General features: G+C 69.3%; 25 protein-coding genes and 2 pseudogenes. 9 read left to right on the top strand and 18 right to left on the bottom strand.

The window, feature by feature from the left end:
- Positions 1-20 precede the first annotated feature (20 nt).
- The gene (locus ACZ61C_RS34295; protein ID WP_465312023.1) at positions 21-2,027 is read right to left on the bottom strand and encodes a hypothetical protein; all 2,007 of its coding nucleotides are present in this window, start codon (positions 2,025-2,027) and stop codon (positions 21-23) included.
- Between the two features lie 494 nt (positions 2,028-2,521).
- Here ACZ61C_RS34295 and ACZ61C_RS34290 point away from each other — a divergent pair, with 494 nt between their 5' ends.
- Positions 2,522-2,722 (top strand): hypothetical protein, encoded by a 201-nt coding sequence (locus tag ACZ61C_RS34290; RefSeq protein WP_465312022.1) that lies wholly within the window; start codon positions 2,522-2,524, stop codon positions 2,720-2,722.
- An 82-nt stretch (positions 2,723-2,804) separates the two neighbouring features.
- Here ACZ61C_RS34290 and ACZ61C_RS34285 read toward each other — a convergent pair whose 3' ends face one another.
- The 3 genes from ACZ61C_RS34285 to ACZ61C_RS34275 form a co-directional block, all read right to left on the bottom strand.
- A complete protein-coding gene (locus ACZ61C_RS34285; protein ID WP_465312021.1) occupies positions 2,805-2,933 on the bottom strand; it encodes a hypothetical protein in 129 nt (42 codons plus the stop codon).
- 62 nt (positions 2,934-2,995) lie between these two features.
- Positions 2,996-3,628, bottom strand: coding sequence for an SIMPL domain-containing protein (locus ACZ61C_RS34280; protein WP_465312020.1), 633 nt, complete (start codon positions 3,626-3,628; stop codon positions 2,996-2,998).
- A 473-nt stretch (positions 3,629-4,101) separates the two neighbouring features.
- Positions 4,102-4,572: a MarR family winged helix-turn-helix transcriptional regulator gene (locus ACZ61C_RS34275; protein WP_465312019.1), complete on the bottom strand. Its 471-nt coding sequence runs from the start codon at positions 4,570-4,572 to the stop codon at positions 4,102-4,104.
- Positions 4,573-4,650: 78 nt separating this feature from the next.
- Here ACZ61C_RS34275 and ACZ61C_RS34270 point away from each other — a divergent pair, with 78 nt between their 5' ends.
- The 4 genes from ACZ61C_RS34270 (at position 4,651) to ACZ61C_RS34255 (ending at position 8,009) form a co-directional block, all read left to right on the top strand.
- On the top strand, positions 4,651-5,202 hold the full coding sequence (locus ACZ61C_RS34270; RefSeq protein WP_465312018.1) for an NADPH-dependent FMN reductase: 552 nt from the start codon (positions 4,651-4,653) through the stop codon (positions 5,200-5,202).
- Complete coding sequence (locus tag ACZ61C_RS34265; RefSeq protein ID WP_465312017.1) at positions 5,199-6,182, top strand: amidohydrolase family protein; 984 nt, start codon at positions 5,199-5,201, stop codon at positions 6,180-6,182. Before ACZ61C_RS34270 ends, ACZ61C_RS34265 begins: the two co-directional genes overlap by 4 nt.
- Before the next feature lie 416 nt (positions 6,183-6,598).
- The gene (locus tag ACZ61C_RS34260) at positions 6,599-7,474 is read left to right on the top strand and encodes a hypothetical protein (RefSeq protein WP_465312016.1); all 876 of its coding nucleotides are present in this window, start codon (positions 6,599-6,601) and stop codon (positions 7,472-7,474) included.
- Between the two features lies 1 nt (position 7,475).
- Complete coding sequence (locus ACZ61C_RS34255) at positions 7,476-8,009, top strand: restriction endonuclease (RefSeq protein ID WP_465312015.1); 534 nt, start codon at positions 7,476-7,478, stop codon at positions 8,007-8,009.
- Between the two features lie 181 nt (positions 8,010-8,190).
- On the opposite strand, the gene ACZ61C_RS34250 is transcribed toward ACZ61C_RS34255, so the two are convergent.
- A complete protein-coding gene (locus ACZ61C_RS34250; protein ID WP_465312101.1) occupies positions 8,191-8,613 on the bottom strand; it encodes a magnesium chelatase subunit ChlI family protein in 423 nt (140 codons plus the stop codon).
- A gap of 23 nt (positions 8,614-8,636) precedes the next feature.
- Positions 8,637-8,984 (bottom strand): annotated as a pseudogene (locus ACZ61C_RS34245) (ATP-binding protein); the annotation flags it as partial.
- Here ACZ61C_RS34245 and ACZ61C_RS34240 point away from each other — a divergent pair.
- Positions 8,944-9,099 carry a hypothetical protein gene (locus ACZ61C_RS34240; protein ID WP_465312105.1) on the top strand — a complete coding sequence of 52 codons (156 nt, stop codon included), beginning with the start codon at positions 8,944-8,946 and terminating at the stop codon, positions 9,097-9,099. The pseudogene ACZ61C_RS34245 and the gene ACZ61C_RS34240 overlap by 41 nt on opposite strands.
- 171 nt (positions 9,100-9,270) lie before the next feature.
- Here the strand turns inward: ACZ61C_RS34240 and ACZ61C_RS34235 are convergent.
- From ACZ61C_RS34235 to ACZ61C_RS34225, 3 genes and pseudogenes are all read right to left on the bottom strand, one after another.
- A pseudogene (locus tag ACZ61C_RS34235) lies at positions 9,271-9,672 on the bottom strand (magnesium chelatase domain-containing protein); the annotation flags it as partial.
- An 89-nt stretch (positions 9,673-9,761) separates the two neighbouring features.
- Complete coding sequence (locus tag ACZ61C_RS34230; RefSeq protein WP_465312014.1) at positions 9,762-10,385, bottom strand: hypothetical protein; 624 nt, start codon at positions 10,383-10,385, stop codon at positions 9,762-9,764.
- Positions 10,386-10,565: 180 nt separating this feature from the next.
- Positions 10,566-11,327, bottom strand: a complete 762-nt coding sequence (locus tag ACZ61C_RS34225; RefSeq protein ID WP_465312013.1) for a GP88 family protein — start codon at positions 11,325-11,327, stop codon at positions 10,566-10,568.
- Positions 11,328-12,339: 1,012 nt separating this feature from the next.
- Here ACZ61C_RS34225 and ACZ61C_RS34220 point away from each other — a divergent pair.
- Both ACZ61C_RS34220 and ACZ61C_RS34215 read left to right on the top strand, forming a co-directional pair.
- Positions 12,340-12,927, top strand: coding sequence for a TetR/AcrR family transcriptional regulator (locus ACZ61C_RS34220; protein ID WP_465312012.1), 588 nt, complete (start codon positions 12,340-12,342; stop codon positions 12,925-12,927).
- A gap of 38 nt (positions 12,928-12,965) precedes the next feature.
- The gene (locus ACZ61C_RS34215; RefSeq protein WP_465312011.1) at positions 12,966-13,865 is read left to right on the top strand and encodes an NADP-dependent oxidoreductase; all 900 of its coding nucleotides are present in this window, start codon (positions 12,966-12,968) and stop codon (positions 13,863-13,865) included.
- Between the two features lie 465 nt (positions 13,866-14,330).
- Here ACZ61C_RS34215 and ACZ61C_RS34210 read toward each other — a convergent pair whose 3' ends face one another.
- The 8 genes from ACZ61C_RS34210 to ACZ61C_RS34175 all read right to left on the bottom strand — a co-directional run bounded on the left by ACZ61C_RS34210 (position 14,331) and on the right by ACZ61C_RS34175 (position 17,761).
- Positions 14,331-14,651 carry a hypothetical protein gene (locus ACZ61C_RS34210; RefSeq protein ID WP_465312010.1) on the bottom strand — a complete coding sequence of 107 codons (321 nt, stop codon included), beginning with the start codon at positions 14,649-14,651 and terminating at the stop codon, positions 14,331-14,333.
- An 88-nt stretch (positions 14,652-14,739) separates the two neighbouring features.
- Positions 14,740-15,042, bottom strand: coding sequence for a helix-turn-helix domain-containing protein (locus ACZ61C_RS34205; protein WP_465312009.1), 303 nt, complete (start codon positions 15,040-15,042; stop codon positions 14,740-14,742).
- Complete coding sequence (locus ACZ61C_RS34200; protein ID WP_465312008.1) at positions 15,039-15,215, bottom strand: hypothetical protein; 177 nt, start codon at positions 15,213-15,215, stop codon at positions 15,039-15,041. Before ACZ61C_RS34200 ends, ACZ61C_RS34205 begins: the two co-directional genes overlap by 4 nt.
- On the bottom strand, positions 15,212-15,574 hold the full coding sequence (locus tag ACZ61C_RS34195; protein WP_465312007.1) for a hypothetical protein: 363 nt from the start codon (positions 15,572-15,574) through the stop codon (positions 15,212-15,214). Before ACZ61C_RS34195 ends, ACZ61C_RS34200 begins: the two co-directional genes overlap by 4 nt.
- Positions 15,567-15,923 carry a hypothetical protein gene (locus ACZ61C_RS34190; RefSeq protein ID WP_465312006.1) on the bottom strand — a complete coding sequence of 119 codons (357 nt, stop codon included), beginning with the start codon at positions 15,921-15,923 and terminating at the stop codon, positions 15,567-15,569. The genes ACZ61C_RS34195 and ACZ61C_RS34190 overlap by 8 nt, the downstream gene beginning before the upstream one ends.
- Positions 15,920-16,207 (bottom strand): hypothetical protein, encoded by a 288-nt coding sequence (locus ACZ61C_RS34185; RefSeq protein ID WP_465312005.1) that lies wholly within the window; start codon positions 16,205-16,207, stop codon positions 15,920-15,922. The genes ACZ61C_RS34190 and ACZ61C_RS34185 overlap by 4 nt, the downstream gene beginning before the upstream one ends.
- A gap of 62 nt (positions 16,208-16,269) precedes the next feature.
- Positions 16,270-17,478 carry a helix-turn-helix domain-containing protein gene (locus ACZ61C_RS34180; protein ID WP_465312004.1) on the bottom strand — a complete coding sequence of 403 codons (1,209 nt, stop codon included), beginning with the start codon at positions 17,476-17,478 and terminating at the stop codon, positions 16,270-16,272.
- Between the two features lie 136 nt (positions 17,479-17,614).
- On the bottom strand, positions 17,615-17,761 hold the full coding sequence (locus tag ACZ61C_RS34175; RefSeq protein ID WP_465312003.1) for a hypothetical protein: 147 nt from the start codon (positions 17,759-17,761) through the stop codon (positions 17,615-17,617).
- A 337-nt stretch (positions 17,762-18,098) separates the two neighbouring features.
- Here ACZ61C_RS34175 and ACZ61C_RS34170 point away from each other — a divergent pair, with 337 nt between their 5' ends.
- Entirely contained in the window at positions 18,099-18,257 is a 159-nt protein-coding gene (locus ACZ61C_RS34170) for a hypothetical protein (protein WP_465312002.1), read from the top strand.
- Between the two features lie 187 nt (positions 18,258-18,444).
- Here the strand turns inward: ACZ61C_RS34170 and ACZ61C_RS34165 are convergent, their stop codons facing one another.
- Positions 18,445-18,777 (bottom strand): response regulator transcription factor, encoded by a 333-nt coding sequence (locus tag ACZ61C_RS34165; RefSeq protein ID WP_465312001.1) that lies wholly within the window; start codon positions 18,775-18,777, stop codon positions 18,445-18,447.
- Positions 18,778-18,784: the final 7 nt, after the last annotated feature.

Raw genomic sequence — 18,784 nt, 5'->3', positions numbered from 1 at the left:
TCGGGGGTGGCGTCGGCCGGCTAGCTCGCGGCTCCGGCCAGCTCCGCGGCGGCGACGTCCGGATGAGCCAGAGCGTCGGGGCCCTCGGAGAGGCCGAGCGCGGCATCGTCTCCCGAACCACCTGCGCTCTCGCCCTGGCGGTAGTCGGTCGCGTCGTCGACCCCAGAACCGACGGGTGACCCATCGTCGCCCGGCTCAGCCGGGCGGGAGCCGCCGGCAGTAGCGGCATCGAGCACGTCGCCGTGCTGCTCAGCGCCGTCATCGTCGGCTGTGTCGCTGATGGTGGTCTCGCCGAGCGCCGCGGCGATGACGTTCCGCTCGCTCTGCGGTGTGATGATCAGCCGTTCGACGTCGGAGGCCGGATAGCCGGCGCCGACGAGCGCGTTCATGTACTCCTGCGGCGCCTGCATCGCGTATCGCCACGCGTTGCGCGAGAGCGCCTCCTCCATCGCGCAGAAGGTGAGGAACATGTCGTAGACGGTCGCTTTGCCCGGCGTGGCTGCGGTGGCGACCTTGTCGGACAGGTCGGTCACCGTGCTGCCGACGGGCAAGCCGAGGAGCTGGCGGGCGAGCGCGTGGTTCTGGTTGAACGCGCGGCGCAGCGCGTAGCCGCCGTGGGCCTTCTGCCGGGCGAGGAACAGCTGCGCGCCCTTGGGCGCGGTCTTGCGTAGCACGAATTTGGCCAGCCATTCACGTCGTGGCTTTTCGGAGGCGTCGATCAGCTCGTTGTTATTGCGCACCCATCGGCGGATGATCCGTGCCTCGGTGCGGGCGCGTTCGTCGGCGGCCAGCGCGGCCCGCGCGGCCACGAGGTCGGTCTCCTCGCCCGCGGTGCCCGCGCCATCGCCGTCGCCGGTGTCGGGCGTGCTGGTTGTGCGGGGGGTGAGGTCGACACGTCCGGTCGGGGCGTGGCTGAGCGCATGGCCGTGGGCCCGGAAGTCGGCGCAGCCGTAGACGGCGACCGCGATGCGATCGCCGTTGTCGTCGTGGTGGTCGTCCTCGATCCAGGCGCCGTGGCCGGGGCAGGTCGTGTGGTCCTCGGCGTTCAGGGCGGTGTAGGGCGCGTCCTCGGGGCTGGGGCGCAGCCGGTCGAGGGAGCGGGCTTCACCGTCGTAGGCCGACAGGGTGTCCGCGAAGATCGTGATCTTGGCGGCGGTCAGCTCCCGGGTGAGCGTCGTGACCAGCGCGGCGAGCCGCTGTGCCGCGGCGTGTTCGTCGCGCTTGGCCTGAGCGAACACCGGGAAGTTGTTCGGCTCGGTGCGCGCGATGCGGATCAGTTCCTTGGCGGTCTCGCGGTCGCCGGCCTTGTCGAACTCGGCGACCACCCCGGCCTGGATCAGGTCGAGGTCGAAGCGTTCGGCGGCCTTGAGCGCCAGCTCGCTCTCCCCGGCCTGGAGCACCTGCTTGACGTAGGCGGCGCCGTTGCGGCCGCGGGCGAGCTTGCGGGCGATGCCCGCAGGGGTGAGATTGAAGGCGGCCAGCTGCTGGATGGCCCGGGCGCTGTCGCCGAGGGTCAGCGGCTTGCGGAGGTCGTTCTCCTCCAGCTGGCGGACGATCCGCTCGATCGTGGCCTTGCGCTCGTCGGCGGGTGGCGGGGTCTTCATCCAGACCGGCAGCTCGACGCCGGCGGCGCGGGCGTTGTTGAACCGGCGCTGGCCCTCGGTGATCATGACGATGCCGGTCTCGTAGTTGCGGTAGCCGTTGGCCGCGGTGTTGATGCCGTTGTTCTTGAAGTTCGCCGTGGTCGCCGGGTCGGCCTCGGCGTTCTCGGTGCGGACGTTCCGGGCGAGCAGCGCCTCATCGGGGTTGATGTGGATAACGGTGTTGATCTCGGCGTCCCACTGCGCGTGCAACGCCGCCAGCTCGTCCTCCGACAGCCCGGCGAGCGGGTTCCCGTTGGCCGCCTCGTCGCCACTGGTGGAATCGAGGACGGCGCGGTCGAGGTCGGACGGTGCGGTATCGATCTCCGGCGTGGCCGGGGCGGCGTCATCGGCGCGCTGGGCGGGCAGATCCATCGTGGCGGTCACGCGGGCTCCTTGATTCAGGCCGGTCGGTCACCGGCAACCCCGGGGACCGACCTCGAACCCCGCACGCCGCGCCGTCCCCGACCTGCTGTCAGCAGTGGAGAAAGGCGGCGTGCGGGTGTCCCGGTCGGGACGCACTCGCCCAAGCGGGGCCGCCCGCGTCGGCGGCAAGCCCGCCTGTCCTGTACATCCGCAGCCATGGCCACGAACGGGGCGGGCTTGCCCGACGCCAGGCTCCGCTAGAGTGCGTCGGCCCGACCGGAACACCGCACCGGCTTTCCTCAGCGCAGCAACACTTTGTAACTGAGCGCCCGAGTCGGCCAGTTGAGCGTGGTAGTTGGCCAGGGCTGACGCTCCACTGCTGTCGACGCACTCGCGCGTGGAGAACGGCCGAAACGTGCTCATCGCGGCATGACAGCGCGTTGGCAGCCGCTGGCGGCGTCCTCCGTGGTCGGACCAAGCGAACGACTCGAATGGGGCCATGTCGAGCTCGGGTCGTGGCCGACCGCAGCAACGACCTTCCCGTGCTGACCATCGACGGAGCCTGTTTCTCTGACTTCGACGGGTTCGCCCGCGATTGCTCGACGGCTATACGTGGCGAAGCTGCGACGCTGTTCGATGAGATTGTCGAAATCATCCGCGATCACGGCCCCGATTCCGGCGAGACCAAAGGCTGCATGCACTTCGAGTTGCTCTGACCGGCCGGATCCTTGCCGACAATCAGTAGCATCCGCTTCTCGGCATGAGCGGATGTAAGTGTGCGCGATCAGCGGCTACTCGTTACCCCACGCGGTCTACGGCGGTCTGCAGCCCGAGCATCGCCGCGGCGACTTCAGCCGCGGCCGCGTCGGGGATCGCGATGGCGGCATGGTCGAGCACGAGCAACCGCGCGCTGAGGATCTCCCGCACGAGCGGCACGCCGTTGCCGACTGGAAAGAACCGATCGACCTTCGATGCTTACAAGTCCGTGCTTACGCGGGCACGATGCCGAACCCGAGCACCACAGCCGCTGACACCACCACGTGCCCAGGGGCCAGGTCCTCCGCCGTGGCGGCGCCCTCGGCCCCGTGCCCGCGGTACTGCGGCCTCTCGTCCGGGTTGACGTCATCGATGTGCACCACCGCGCCCAGCCGGACACCGGCCGCCTCGGCGTAGAGCTCGGCCTTCGCCCTGGCCGCCGCGACCGCCTCGCGCCGGGCCCGGGCACGGAGAGCTGGTTTGTCCCGGACGTCGAAGTCGACACCCTCGATCTCGTTCGCGCCGGCGGAGACCAGGTCTGTCAGCAGCGATGGCAGATCGTCCAGCGCCGCCGACTCCACGACGAACGACGCCGAACTCTCATAGCCCAGGAACTTCCGCTGCTGGCCGTACTCCCATTTACCGCCGAGTTCGATCCGCGAGCTCTCGATGCCGGCGTCCGGAACGTTGTGCCGCCGGAGCGTCGAGCGGATCTCGTGCACGGCCAGCCCCGCGGACTCGAAGGCGTCCGACGGTTTCTGCTCCAGGCACACGACCTTGAATCGCGCCCGCACCAGGTCCGGGGCCGCCTTGACGCTCGCGGCACCGTGCACCGCCACGCCCCAGGGGCGTTCGATCATCTGCATGGGCCGAGTCAACCACGGGTCGGAGCGGGTTGGCGCCCAGCGGGGAGTGAAGAGACCGCCGCCCACATACTCGGCCACCGCATCCGGGCGACGCGGGCATGACGGCCATCTGCTCGGCCGAGAACCCCGGCGTTCTCCAGCGACTTGGAGCTCAGCGCCTTCGCCTAGGCCATCGAGCGGCATCTTGAAGCACGAGCCGATCCGGATCCTGCGTGCCGCTGATGTTGACGTCCAAAGACGGTCAGGGCGGCGCCGGCGTCCGCTCAGCGGCATGAGAGTGCGTTGGGTGTGATCGCTCGAGCCCAGAAGCTGAAGCGGGCCGGGTATGCCCGTCGTCGGTGGTGAACCACATTGACCTTTACGGCGTGGTGCTGGTTGTTCAGACGGTTCGCCGACGGGCGACTACGCGGTGGCGATGAGCGGGAAAGCCGCGCACGACGGGAAGCCGGTCGCGCGGTGTGGCCGGCTTTCCCCTATTCGGCTTGGTCGTCGACGCGGGTCAGCACCTTGTCCGCGATCCGGTGCAGCGTGCGCAGCTCCGCCGGGGTCAGGAGGTCGGCGAACAGCTCCCGCACCCGCTCGACGTGCCTGGGCGCGACCGACTCCAGGTGCGCGAAGCCGGCGTCGGTCAGGATCGCCTGCGTGTACCGGCCGTTGCCCGGGTCCGGTTCCCGGCATGCGAAGCCGCGCTTCTCCAGGCGGCCGATCAGGTGGGACAGCCGCGACAGCTCCGAGTTCGCCAAGGCCGCCAGCTCGCTCATCCGAGCCCGGCGATCCGGCTGCTCCGACAGGTGCGCGAGCACGTAGTACTCGAGGAAGCTCAGCCGCGCGTCGCGCTGCAGCTGCGCATCCAGGGACGCCGGCAGCCGCTGGGCGAGCCGCATGAAGGCGCGCCACGCCGACAGCTCGTCACTTGTGAGCCAGCGCTGCTCGGGATCCGCCACCACCACAGTCTAGCTGACTTGAAAATTCACGTCATCGTGCTAGCTTCTGACTTGAATGTTCAAGCGAGAGGACTTCCTGTGAAGATCGCGATCATCCTCGGCAGCACCCGTCCCGGCCGGAAGGGCGAAGCCGTGGCGAGATGGGTGCTGGCCAAGGCCAAGGAACGGCCGGACGCCGAGTACGAGCTCATCGACCTGCTCGACCACCCGCTGCCGCACCTGGACGAGGCCGTGTCCGCCAACCGCGGCGGCTACACCAACGACCACACCAAGGCCTGGTCCGCCACGATCGCCGCCTACGACGGGTTCGTCTTCGTCACCCCCGAGTACAACCACTCCACCTCGGGCGTCCTGAAGAACGCCATCGACTACCTCTACGCCGAGTGGAACAACAAAGCCGCCGCCTTCGTCTCCTACGGCGCGCTCGGGGGCGCCCGCGCCATCGAACACCTGCGGGCGATCTGCAGCGAACTGCAGCTGGCCCACGTGCGCCAGCAGCTGTCGTTCTCGCTCTTCACCGACTTCGAGAACTTCGCCGAGTTCAGCCCGTCTCAGATGCACGACGACGCCGCGTCGGTGCTGTTCGACCAGCTCGAATCCTGGGCCGGCGCGCTCACGACCGTCCGGTGAGGCTCTATGGGCTCGAGGAGCACTTCGCCACGGCCGACGTGGTCGCGGCGTGGCGGCGGCACGACCCCGCGCTCGCCGCGCCGATGATGAGCCGGGCCGTCGCGAATACGGCATTGCTCGACCTCGGCGAAGGCCGCGTCGCCGCGATGGACGACGCCGGGATCGACACCGCCGTGCTGTCGCTCACGACACCCGGCCTGCAGGACCTGGACCCCGCCGAAGCCGTCGCCCTGCAAGGCCCCACCAACGACGTCCACGCCGACGCCGTCGGCCGGTTTCCCGGGCGGTTCCGCGGGTTCGCGGCCCTCGCGACGTCCACGCCCGCGGCGGCGGCCGACGAGCTGCGGCGCGCCGTCACGCAGCTCGGGTTTGACGGGGCACTGGTGAACGCGAACTCCCGGGGCCAAGCCCTCGACGAGGCCCGTTTCTGGGACGTCTTCGAGGCCGCCGAGGACCTGCGCGCCCCGGTGTACCTGCACCCGAGCGCGCCGGTCCCGGCGGTCACCGGGGCCTACTACCGGCGCTTCGGCGGCCCGGTGGACGAGCTGCTGGCCACCGGGACGTTCGGCTGGCACTACGACGCCGGGCTGACCGCGCTCCGGCTGATCGTCGCCGGGGTCTTCGACCGGTTCCCGGGGCTGCAGCTGATCCTGGGGCACTGGGGCGAGGTCGTGCTGTTCTACCTCGACCGCGTGGCGGCTCTGGACGCGGTGACCACGCTGGAGCGCCCGATCGCGGAGTACTTCCGCACGAACGTCTTCATCACCCCGGGCGGCATCGCCAGTCACCGGTACCTGCGGTGGAGCCTGGAGACCGTGGGCGCGGACCGGATCATGTACGCCTCGGATCACCCGTTCAACCGCGAACACAGCGGCTCCGCCCGGCGGTTCGTGGCGACCGCCCCGATCAGCGACGCCGACCGGGCACGAATCGCCCACGAGAACTGGGAGAATCTGATCGCGGGCATCCGGCGTCAGTGAGTTCTCCGTGAGTGGTGCGACCGGCTGTCCCTTGCAAGCGTTCCCACACCGACAACGTTGGCGGGCCGCGTGGTCGGGGCGCCGGAGCAGCAGAGGGCCGACACCAGTACAGACGCGAACCGCGGGAGCCCGACGGCGTCCGGCCGCGGCGAAGCCGGGTCGCGTCTCCGTGGTCGCGTGCCGGGCGCCGGGCACTGTGAAGACTCCGGCCTGGTATCGACCTGTCCAACCGCTCATCGGCATGTGCGCGTCTGGCGGTCTGCCGGTCGACCGCCCCGCGGCAGAAGCGGACATTTCCTGCGCAGTCGGGGAGACCAGTGGGCGCGGATCCCCAGGTACGTCCGCACTGCGCCGCGTTGGGATAGGGTCGGCCGATGCGTTGCCTCTTGATCGCACCCAACAGTGTGGACGTTCACGTGCTGTTGGGCGTGCTGGTGGATCAGGGGGTCGAAGTTCTCTCCGCGTCGGAGTTGGGCGCCGGCGTCACCTTGGCCCAAGCACCGATTGATCTCGCCGATTGCGCTGTCGCTGTGCTGCCATCACAGTCGACCCGGACCGCGGAGGGTCTGGCGGCCGTCCTCATCGAGATCGGGGTCGTCGTCGGACGCAAGATTCCGATCTTGGTGGTCGTCGAGCCTCCTGATGCGCCTCCGCCCGCATTGGCTGGCGCGACCGTCGTGAGGGCACCGGTCAATAACGTGGACGCGCTTCGGCTGCACCTCCGGATGTTCATGCTGTCAGTGGCGGCAAGCGACGCTGCCCAGGGGTCGAATCCTCCAACTGTGCTGGAGCCATCGTCTCTGGCTGGCTTCCGGGCGCGTTTGGAGGCAATTCGCAACCCTCTGCAAGCGCACGGGGCGTCGGGCGGAGGGATCGCGTCGACCCGAGGGATGCAGTTGCTGCGTCTCGTCTACGACGTCCTGTCAGGCGCGGGGGCCGTTGTGGTGGCCAACGTCGAGTTGTCGTCGGAGCCTCACCGAGAGGCGGACGCAGTGGCTTACATTCCGGGAACGGAAAGCGTCCTCGGAGCGATCATTGTAGAGGTCAAACTGCGGCGGCTCACCGAAGTCGACTTCCAGCGCGCCGAACAACAGCTACTGGCCAACATGAAAGCTGGCCGCGTCGGCTTCGGCCTCCTTGTCTATGACGATCTGGTGACTGACACACACAGGGTTCGAACCGCCCCGTTTATGCTCGCACTATCCATCGATGACCTGCTGTCCGAACTTGAATACGCGCCGCTAGGCGAACTGCTGGTCCGCGCCCGCAACCGGGCTGTGCACGGAGCCTGACATGACCCTCGACCCAGCAGCCGTCCGCGATCATTTGAACGCAGCCGCATCGGCGCTAGACACCGACGCGCAGGGCAAGGCATACGAGAAGTTGATCGTCTACCTGTTCGAGTCCACGCCGGGATGCCTCGCCGAGCCCAACGTCATCAGCGCATTCGGTAGCGAGCAGGTCGACGTTGCCGTGGGGAATTGGCAAGCCCCAGATGGCCCGACCCTGTTGCCAGCCACGTTCCTGGTCGAGTGCAAAGATTGGAGCAAGCCGGTCGACAGCAGCACGCTCGGCTATTTCATCAATACCCTCGCCAACCGTAGCGTTGAGGTTGGACTGATGATCGCCGCTCGGGGAATCACTGGTGATCCGCGCGATTTCTCCTACGCGCACTCCCTACTCATCCAGGCGTCAGCACGCCGCATCAGAGTCCTTGTGATCACTAGTCGCGAGATTGCCGAGCTCACCTGCAGCTCTGACTTCGTGGAGATGCTGAACAGGCGATATCTCCGTGCGGTTGCTAGTGGAATGGGCGTGCCTGTCTAATGTTGCCAGGTCGGTGGTCAATTCGCGCAAGGCTGGTCTCAGTGGGCGCGATATCCGGCCGGGCGCCTGAGCGGCAGATCTCTGTTTGAGTGCGGGACTGGCCAACTTTCCTCATTCCTCGGCCCGATCCGCAGCATCGACTTATCGCCGAAGGGCTTTCCCGGTCGTTTCTTGCGTCAGCTCACCTCGGGGTCGGCTCCCGCAGCAGGCTCAGCATTGCGCTGCGGTGGGAGAGCGTCAGCCAGACGTCGGCGATGTCCGGGTGCGCCCGGCCGTCCAGGTCGGCCCGTGTCCAGGCCAGCCGCAGGCACCGCGCTGCCGTGCGCGACGTAATTCGACCTTCCCGGATCGCGGCGTCCAGCTCGCCCACGACGTTGGCGGGAAGGCCAGTGACGGCGCGCGAGTACCATCGCGGTGCCGGGTACCGGCACGGAACCCACCGGCGGCGCGCGTGTTCCCGGGCTCGGGCGACGCTGTCGCGCAGCGACTCCAAAGACGGCAGCGACAGATCGGGCTCGGCGACGGTGACCTCCCGCACGAACAGGTCAACGCGGTCGAGCAACCAGAGCGGGCGAGGTAGCGCGCACGCTGCGCCGGCGTGCATCGGCACTCCTCGGTCCGGACACAGCCGCACAGGCAGTCCCGGGCGGTGAAGACCATGCGCGCCCCGGACGGGCGCGCTTCGGCCCCTGCCAGAGCTGTGACGCCGATCGTGCCGTTCTCCAGTGCCGGACGCAGCACCTCGACGATGCGGGAGGAAAACTCGGGGAGGTCTTCGACGGTCAGGACGCCGTGGTGGGCCAGGGTCAGCAACCCAGGCCGATTCAGGGACCCAGTTACCGCGGCGATCGTATCGTCGGGGCGCAGAGAAGCCCCGTGTGGCCGGGTAGGCGCCGCATTGTCGGGCAGCGGTTCGCCGGCCAGGAGGTGCCACGTGCTGAGCTCGAGCGCCTCGGTCTCGGTGAGGTCGGCCATCAGCGTCCGGATCAGCCGGGGCAGCAGGAGGACCGGGGTGCAGGGGAGCCGCGACGTGCAGGGTGTGGTGACCGCCGGCGGCCGCGACCGCGGCAGCTCGGACCGCTGCGGGTGACAGCTTGGGCCAGGGTTCGGGTGCCCATGGTGTGGTAGGCGATGCTCCTTCACCCGATGCGGGCTGCGGGGACGGAGCAGGTCCGCCTCGCAGCCAGGTGATCAGGTCATCCAGGCAGGCGACAGGGATGATGGTGAGGTCGGGGATGTCCCCGGCCTCAGCGGCGGGCACGACCAAGTGGATGAACCCGTCGTCGGCGGTCGCGATCGCGCGCGTCCGCACGTCGGGCACCGGGCGGACGGTGCCGTCGAGACCGAGTTCGCCGATCAGTGCCGTCGCGGTGAGCCGCCGTGCCGGCACGGCCTCGGTGAGCAGTAGCGCTGCGGCTCCAGCGGCGAGATCGACGTCGGAGCGCGGGTACGCGGTCGAAGCGGTGAGGTGCACCACGCCCTCGGGCCAGAACAGGCCGCTGTTGCGGATGGCCGCGCGCACCCGGTCGCGGGTCTCGCGCGCTACCACCGGGCCGAGGCCGTGCACGCGCAGCCCGGTGCCGCCGACGGCCAGGTCGGCGCGGATGTCGACAATCCGGGCCTCGGGATCGTCGAGGGTGACCACGCGGTTCAGGGCTCCCATGGCATCGTTCTTCCAGGGAGGAGAAACGAACTCCGGCGCCCCAGAGAGCGCCGGAGTCCGGGGGTGTGCGGCGGCTGCGGCGCTGAAGCTCAACGACAGGCGTCAGGCGCGGCGAGCGCGGGGTGGTCGGCGGCGGCGCGTTCGCCGACGAGCGCGGCCAGGGCGAGCGCGTTCTCGACGGTGGCGTCGATGCTGAACCGCACCCGGCGCTGGCGGTCGCGCCAGAACGGCTGCAGCACCTGCGCGGTCGCGAACAGCGGCTGACCGTAGGCCCCGACCGACACGGTGTTCGCCCCGTCCGCCGGGGTGGTGCCGAAGCCTTCCCCGATCGCGGCCAGGACGTTCGAGAGGTCGGCGGCGTCGCACGCGCGCCGGTGCGCCAGCTCCCGCGCCGCGGCGATCAGCTCGAGGACGTTCGGTATCAGCCGGCGGGCGAGGTCTTTGCCGACCGCGGCGGCGGGCCGGGCCCGGGCCACGGTCACCGACGGCCGGACCATACCGGTGGGCTGATGAGGACTGAGCTCGGAGTCCAGCCAGGCTTCCAGCAGCAAACGGCTCCGTGCCGCGCGGTAGGAGACGGTCACGCTGATCCACCCGCCTTCCGGGCCGACGAGCGCGGCGTGCTCACCGACACCGCGGGACGCGACGGCGCGCCACGGCTGGCCGAGCTCGTCGGCGACCGCACGCAGATAGGGCAACAACTCGTCCGGCATCTCCTGGGGTTTCCTTCCGATCGCGAGGTGTGGCGGTCCGGTTGCCGGCGCTGCGGGCGGCGGGCCGGCGTCCCGGGTGGCACGTCGTGGAGCCGGTGACAGCGCGGACCGGGGCCACGGCGGCGCTGCACCTGGCCCGCACAGTTGGACAGCAGGTAGCCGCCGTGGTCCCGGGCGGCGCTACCGTGGGTCTCTGGACGTGCCTGGCCGGTCATCGGCGGCCACTGCGGGCGGCTGGGTGCTGGTGCGGCGGGCGGCGCGGGCGGCGTCGACGCCGGCTTGCCAGCGGCTCCACCGGCGTCCGGCTTGGCGGGCCTTGAAGTGCGCGATGTTGTTCGCCGGGATCCCGACCGGTGTCGGTCCGAGCACGGCCAGCAGGTCGGATTCTTCTTGGGAGTGCCAGCCGGCGGCGGTGATGGATTGTTCGTCGGGGAAGACGTCGGCGACCCGGTCGACGGTCGGGTCCAATGTGGAGTCTTGGGTGCCGCCGTAGGAGTAGACCCACCAGAAGTTCCGGGGCGGGTTCGGCTCGACCAGGTCCCGGAACGCGGCGACTTCTTTGGTGTAGGCGTAGAAGCGGGTGCGCTGCCGCGCGCGCATGATCTCCAGCCACGCCGTGAGGTAGGCGCGGGAGTAGAAGTCGCCGCTGTCGTGGATCCGCACCCACCCGTCGATGAACCGGTTGTGTGACAGCTCGTTCAGCATCGCGCGTTGCCATCCGGGCAGGTCGTCCAAGGTCCAGCGCAGGTTGTCCTGGTGGCGTGCTTTTACCTGGGGGAAGAGGTAGGTGCCGTTGCGGGCGTAGCAGGCTTGCGCGCAGATTCCGGCCGAGGGGCATGCATTGTAGTTGCGGCCATCAGCGAATTTTCCTGCGAACGCAGGGAGGGACCAGTTCCAGATCCCGAGCCGTTTCAGTTCGCGGTTCTGCCGCAGCAGCGTCATCGTGTCCACCGTCCTCATGCCAATCGATGCATGGGGAGGCCACACCAAGATCCGGTTTCTCCACCGTACACCCGCTATGCCGTGGCGGCGACACACCGGCAGCCCACGGGGTTGTCTGTTCTGTCGGGATTCATTAGCCGGTCTTCCGGTCAGTTCGGTGAGTTCGTTACGGCGGGACGCCCACTCCGATGACGTCCACGCCGGCGACATCTCGGCCAGGCAAGCACGGGCGGCCTGTCCTGCGGCGGTACGGTTGCCGAGGCGTCGAGGGCGAACGTGCACTGGCCGAGGAAGAACATTGCGGTGTAGCAGTGACCCGAAGGCGGCAGCTCATCGGCGCGGAGGCCGGGCTCGATCATGCTGTCGGTGCCGGGCGACCGCAAGACCTCAACTGGCTCGTCGAGTTGGGCGAGAATCTCGCACGTCGAAAGTCTCGTAGTGCGCAAGCCGAGATGGACTTGGGTGTCGCGGCACGCGGCGTCGGCGGCGCGGACCTTCCATGCCGGATCGCTCGGTAGGCCGAGAACGACAGCGCGGTGGACAGCCGCAACGGATGGTCTCCCTTCAACTCAGGACAGCCGCGCGGTCGAGGTGTGCGCCGCTCGCCGCCCATAGGGCGACGCGCAGCAGCAGCCGTCAGACTGCGCCAGTTCTTGCCTTGCTTTGCCCACCAACTGCGGTGCTCCACCGTCCTGTCATGCCGATGAGCGCGGTGATGCGGGAACCCCGACACCTCCCGTCGAGGCGTGAGTTCCCCGGACCCGGCCCGGCTCGAACGGGCAGCCACCCCCACCGTGCGACGGGCAGGACGCACCCTTACCGGGTAAATGCGCCTTGGGCGGGCTCGTCGCGATGGCAGGTCAGGGACACCTGCCACAGCGACCGGATTTCGCCTCTGGTGAGTCCACGACGCCAAACGCGATGCCGGACCGTTCCCCTGCAGCTTGCGGGCCGGGATCGAACTAGAGTACTTTCGATACGAAACAGTCGCGTAGCGGAAGTGAGGTGCGAGGTGAGCACGTCGGAGTCCAGCGGCACGACTCGGCCCTCGGCGATGGGACGGCCCCGGGATTCGCGCCGTGACTTGGCGATTCTCGACGCGACACTGGCCCTGCTGACCGAGGTCGGATACGAGCAGCTCTCGATCGAGGCGGTGGCCGGGCGTTCCGCGGTGGCCAAGACGACGATCTACCGCCGGTACCCCGACAAGGCCGCGCTGGTCGCCGCCGCGGTCGAGCACCGGGCGCCCGCGGAGCCCCCACAGCTCGCGGGAGAGGACCTCCGGGAGGACGTCCATTCCCTGACGGCATGGCTCGCGCGGAGCATCTCCGAACAGGACGTGGGCCTGCTCGGGGCCGTGTTCACCGGCATGCGCAACGACGCGCGGCTCGCCCAGGCGATGCGGCGGATCCTGCGGCGGGACCAGACCGCGATGACGGACGGACTCGAGCGGCTGGCACCCGGGGTGGCAACGCTCTTCGCCGAGGTCGCTCCGGCGCTGATCGTGCATCGCGTCGTGGTCGTGGGCGAGCCGTGCGACGCCGCCTTTGTCGAGCATCTCGTCGATGACATCCTCCTACCGCTGTTGCGCCCCACCTGAGCGTCCGCTCCGAACCACTCGAAAAACCGGGAGACATGATGAAAGCCGTACGCTACGAACGTTTTTCGGGCATCGACGGGATTTACCTCGCGGATGTCCCCGAGCCCGTGGCCGGCCCAGGCGAAGTTGTGGTGCGCGTCGAGGCCGGTGCGCTCAACCCCGGGGCGCTGCCGGCGCTGCACGGCAGTTCGTACACGCCGGGCCGCGACCTCGCCGGTGACGTCGTAGCGGTCGGCGCCGACGTGCCCGGTTTCACCGTCGGCGACGCGGTGCTGGGCAGGCTCCAGAGCTGGGACGCCCACGCCCAGTTCGTCGCCATCCCCGCAGACCAGTTGGTCGGCAAGCCGCAAGCCCTCCCCTGGGACGTCGCGGGCGCGCTCTACACCACACCGATGGCCGGCCTCGGCGCCATCCGGGCGGTCGAACCCCGGCCGGGCGAAACCATCGTGATCTCGGGTGCATCGGGCGGCGTCGGATTCACCGCCGCCCAGCTCGCACTCCGTGCCGGAGCGAGGGTGATCGGCCTGACCAGCGGCGCCCATTTCGACCTGCTCCGGCACCACGGCATCGAGCCGGTCCAGTACGGCGACGGCGAACAGGAACGGATCCTCGCTGCCACCGACCACGCCGATGCCTTCATCGACACCGTCGGCGGCGACTACCTTGACCTCGCCCTCAGCCTCGGCGTTGCGGCAGACCGCATCAACACCGTCGTCGATTACCTCGGAGCAAAAGAGAAGGGCGTCAAATCTTTCGGGACGACCGATGCCGGCGGCCTCCCAGCGCTGACCGAGCTGGCCGCCCTCGCCGCAGCCGGTGACCTACACGTCCCCATCGCCGCAACGTTTCCACTGACCGCCGTGCGCGACGCCTATCGCGCCTTGGCGGACCGCAAAACCCACGGGCGCATCGTGCTGCACCCCCAAGATCTCGCCTGAACCACCCTCGAGCAGGCTGGGACGGGCGACGTGCAGACCGGCGCCAACGACGGCACGCAGACCGAGACGTCGGGCACGGTCACGGTGGGCCCCGTCGACGACGAATTCGGTAGCTGAGCGGTGAACGTCGCACAGGCCATGCTGGCCACGCTCTCCGGGCTCGGCTCACCCCGCTGGCGCGATCTCCGGCCGGATCGCGACCGTGGCGTCGACGCGCAGCAAGCGCGCCGCGGACGACGTTAAGGCGATGGCCGAGCACCTGAAGATGCACAACGGCCTGGAGAACGTGCTTCAGGGCTGGCCGCTCGCCGCCCGCATGTAAATCTGGCAGATTCGCGCAACTACTGGGCGACGGAATAGGGGGTCGGGCGTCCCTGCCCGGCAGGCTGCCGCCCCCCGGATGCGGTCTCCGCGGCGGTCGAACCCGAGAACAGACCTGGCGGCGAAGCTGTGCGGAGGCCGGGTCTACCGGTCCTCGGGCTGCTCGGGTGCCGGTCGCTGGCCGGTCACAGCCCACTCGACCAGTGCGCGCGGACGGTCGAACTGCCACAACGCCACCCCGACGACGATCGCGGGCCACGCCAGGAATGCCACAGCGGTCAGCAGCGCCGCCCGGGCCGCCGCCCAGTACCACCGGCGCGTCAGCCCGGGAATGTAGGCGCGCCACAGCACCCGCCACACGGTGACCGCTGCGCAGATCCCCATCAGCAGCGGTAACGCCGCCAACGCGCCGTCGGGAAAGGGGAACATGGTTCGGTACAGCTCGATCAGCTCGTCGACAGTCATGGGTGCAGAGATCCTCGTGTTCTCGTGGACGTACGGATGGGACCCGGCCGACGCGCCGGAGGAGGGCTTGCGCGTCGGCCGGGAGTCTTCAGCTGGGCTTGCCGGCTCGGCGGAGGGTCACTCCGTCGGCGATTAGCATGTTGCGGGTCTGGCCGTAGCTGCGCCCGTAGATCGCCGCCACCTGCTTGATGCTGGCTCCCTTGCGGTACCTGGCGGCCATGCCGGTCGGCATCGGCGGAAGCTGGATCCTCGGCGGGCGCAGTTTGACGCCGCTGGAGATGAGGGTCTGGCGTACCTGCCGGTAGCTGTGCGGCGTCGCGGCCACGAGCCCTTCGATCGTCTCGCCGGCCTCGTACCGTCGGCACATCTCCGCGGCCTCGTCCGGGCTCACGTCGGCGTCCCAGGGTCGCGTTCCGACGCTCGACGGCGTGGCGGGATGTACACGGTCAGCTTCGCCAGGCAGGCGCTGCACTGCCGCGCGTCGGGGTGGACTTTCCCGCCGCACGCTTTGCACGTGAACTTCACCGGGATCGGCGCGGGCTGGATGCTTACCCTGACGGTCATCGGGACCCTCCAGTGGGCGCTTGGCGGTCTCGTGCGTGCATTACCGCTGCTCCGGCGGGGTCGGTGAGCGCGTCGATCACCTGAGCGGGGTCGAGTGCGACCGCGGCCAGGTAGAGCCGGGCTGCGACGTGCTGGCAGTGGTCGGCGAAGGTCGTGATCTCGATCGCGGCGCCATCAGGGCGGGCGGCCAGCTGCTCGGCCAGGGCCAGAGTGATGCGCAGCTCGCGAGCGGCGTCGGCGGCGACCGTGGCAGGGTCCGGCCGGGCTGTCGTGGCGGCGTGCCAACGCAGCTGCAGCCGCGCCCCGGCCTTGACCAGGCCGTCACCCACGTCGCGGTAGCTGGCGTCATAGCTAGGCACAGCGGATCACCACCTCGAACAGGTTCCCCGCGAATCGGCCCGGCCCGGCTAGGGCGCCGCGGCGGGCGTGCGGGACCTGGGCCCAGGTGTGGGCGTCGCAGGCCGGGCACGGCCGGACGCCGGGCGGGAACACGCCGCGCTGACCGACCTCGGAGCGGTCGTGGTCGAGTGGGTAGGCCTGGGTGTGCAGGCACCACGGGGTCAGGAACGCCACGCCGGAGAGTTCCAGTGCGTCGACGAGGTAGAGGTGGGTGCGCCAGTCGCCTTCGAACAGGCGCCACTCCCAGCGCTCCACGGTGGGCAGGCGGTGTGGTTGCCGGGTCCAGTCTCGGCCGTCGAGGATGGTCATCGCCACCGCTTCGGCAGGGGGCGGGGGGTGCCGAATTTCGGCCAGTACGCGGCGAGGACCTTTTTCGCGGCGGCGTGGTCTGCCTTCGTCAGCGGCTCGCCGACCTTGCGGGGCCGTGCGAGCTGGTGGAATGCGGTTTCCAGTTCGGGGCTGATGTCGTCCGGGCTGGTGGAGGGTGACGGCGCGGAGCGGGCGTGTTCGTTGTCGGGCCGGTCCTGAAGAGGAACCCGGTCGCTCTTGTCGCCCCCGTTTGCGGAGGGCATCTCACCGTCACGCGCCGTCACAACCGGGACGCTAAGCCCAGGTCAGAGGTGTCTGTGTCCCGCAGGGACACAGGGGGACGGAATCACCCAGTCGGGGCAACGCCCATTCGCCAGGCCAGCCCGCGCAGCTCGCGGCCCGTTGCACCATGCCCAGCGGAGGCGAGCTGGCTTGATACTGCCTCGCGCGCGAAAACATCTCGGTACAGCTGGTGTGGCGCCAGACGCTCAGCCCTGAGCAGCGCCGTCATTCCTTCCTCACGATGCTTGCGCTCCGTCATCAGCGCCCGCCCGTAGTCGGTCCAGAACGACGCCTGACGCCCTGTGGAGATCGTCTCCGGGCGCACAGTGCGCGCAACCTCAGCGATCCGAGCGCCCTCGCCGAGCTCGACGCCGATACTCACCCGGAAGATCCTTGTGTTAGTCCGACCGAACTGCATGATTCCGGACGGCCAGGGGCTGGTGTCGGGGCTGAGCCGTTCGGCGATCGCAGCCGCTTCAGCTAGGTGCGTGAGCGCGATGTCGCCTTCGCCCTGCGCGGCCGCTGCGAGTGCGGCGGTCAGGTTCGCCATGCCGCGCGTCTCGGGCCGATCCATTGGTGCGGAGTCGGCGACGGAGACCGCGAGTTCGTACTGCCGAGGGCGGCTCGTGGACGAGATGAAGTGAGCACGGCCCCACCATGCAACGGCCTGCCACGTCGGGTCGTCGAGTTTGTCGGCGACCTGCCGCATCCGTTCCGCCGCCATCGACGGCATCCCGGGCAGATGCAGTCGCGCGGAGATGCTGCCCGCGACGTGGTAGGCAGTGAGTAGCGGCGCGAGCGCGTCGCGGCCGGTGGCGGGGTCGGCGGCCGCTGCGAGCAGGTCCCTAATCAGCGGTGCGAGCTTCCTGACCTGCGTCGGGTAGTCCCCAGCCCCCTGCGTGCCGCTGAGGTTCCGGGACGCGTGGAACGCTTGAAGGTCGGAAACCAGCTCGTGCAACGGGCGTCCTGGTGCGTCGGGTACTTCGCCGACCCACCACCCACCAAGGAGGTCGGCGAGCGCGGTAGCGGCGTCATGCAGCTCCGGATCATCACGTCCGGCCGGCGCTGGCGTCGCGCCGGTGATCTCATCCGGGGCGACCTTCAGCGCCCACGCGATTGCCTCAAGCGTCTTACGGGAGTTGATCGACTTTTCGCCACGCTCGATCTTCCCAAGGTAGCCGTAGGACAGGCCAGCGAGGTCGGCAGCGACGCGAAGATCAAGCTTTCGCCATGAGCGCAGCTCACGTATACGACGGCCAAGGTCGTCGGACATAGCGCATCCCTCGTTCGCGGAGTCGACCTCTCCGCGTGCCCCCGGGGAGCTACCCGGGAGCGTCCTCCGCGAAGAGGCAGACCACCACTTTACCGGGCTGGTGCGAAGTGGGGCGCCCACCGGACGCCGTCCACCACTACAACCCTCCCGGCAGGACGTTCAACGGGGTCGGCGCGCGCTGGGCGAACCGGGCAGGAGTACTGGTCGTGGTGCCGTCGGTGCCGTAGGGCAGGTCCTGGCCAGCGCCCGTGGCGGCGACGGTCGTGGTCTCCTTTCGGCTCACGATGGGGAGACGTTGACGACGGTGACGTCGGCCGCCTCGGAACAGGGCGAAAGACGTGCGGGGCGTCCCGAGCGAACGCGAGCACATCACTGGGCGTAAGTCGGTGAGTGTGGGCACGATCCGTCGCCCCTGGCGTCGTTCTTCCGGGGCACGGGCAGATCCTGGACGATGCCTGTAGAGGGACTTCCGTGCGCAGCGCCTCGGCGGCCTCCTCTCGACCCTCCGAGTGTCCAAGCGGGAGTCGGGCTGCGGCGTGGTGAACTCCGTCCGGGTCTGCCGGGCAAGTAGTTGTTCGCAGCCATCGCCCAGCCCTGCGCCGGCTGGTCGCTTCGATCAGATGGCCAGCTCTGTCCAGGGCGGCGTCCGCGATGTGTACCGGCAGGTCGATGCGCACCTCGACCGGCTGCCCAATCGAGAAGACCGCCAGCGCCTCTTCATCGGGGGCGGCGGCCACGACCAGCCCGGAGTCGTGATCCCGCACGGGACGATCTCTTGAGCGTCCACCCAACCGCGGTTCGCGGACTGGCCCCGGGTCGGCGTCGTGACAGGCGGGGATGGTGAGGATTTCGGTGAGATAGGCGGAGCTTCCGCACCTGCACCCCAGGAAACGAGGTCGAGTGGACGGCTCTCGCGCCGATTCTCGAGCGAGAACAGGGACGGCTTGGTCATCGCGGCCCTCGCCTTTAGCGGACGCCGCGAGGAGCCGGTGTGGACGCCGCCCGGACCGGCCGCCCGGGTTCGCGCCTTGCGTGGCCTGGTGGGGACATCGGCCGTGGTATCGCTTGCGTCGTCGGCAGGTGCGGGAGCGGGCACCGGAAGATGCCGGTGTCGTAGGCGATGGCGACGGCGTGCGCGCGGTTGCGGGCGTTCAGCTTGTGCATGATGTGCTTTATGTGGGTGCGGATGGTTTCGGGCGAGCGGAACTGCTTCGCTCCGATCTGGATGTTGTTCAGTCCGTACGCGGCGTCGCGGAGGACGTCGCGTTCGATGGCGGTCAGTTCGGTTGCGCGTGGCATGGTCGGG

The organism is Amycolatopsis sp. NPDC104587 (genome assembly GCF_055583645.1).
The sequence above is the reverse complement of the archived record's forward strand: the minus strand, read 5'-3'. Positions and strand labels throughout refer to the sequence as shown.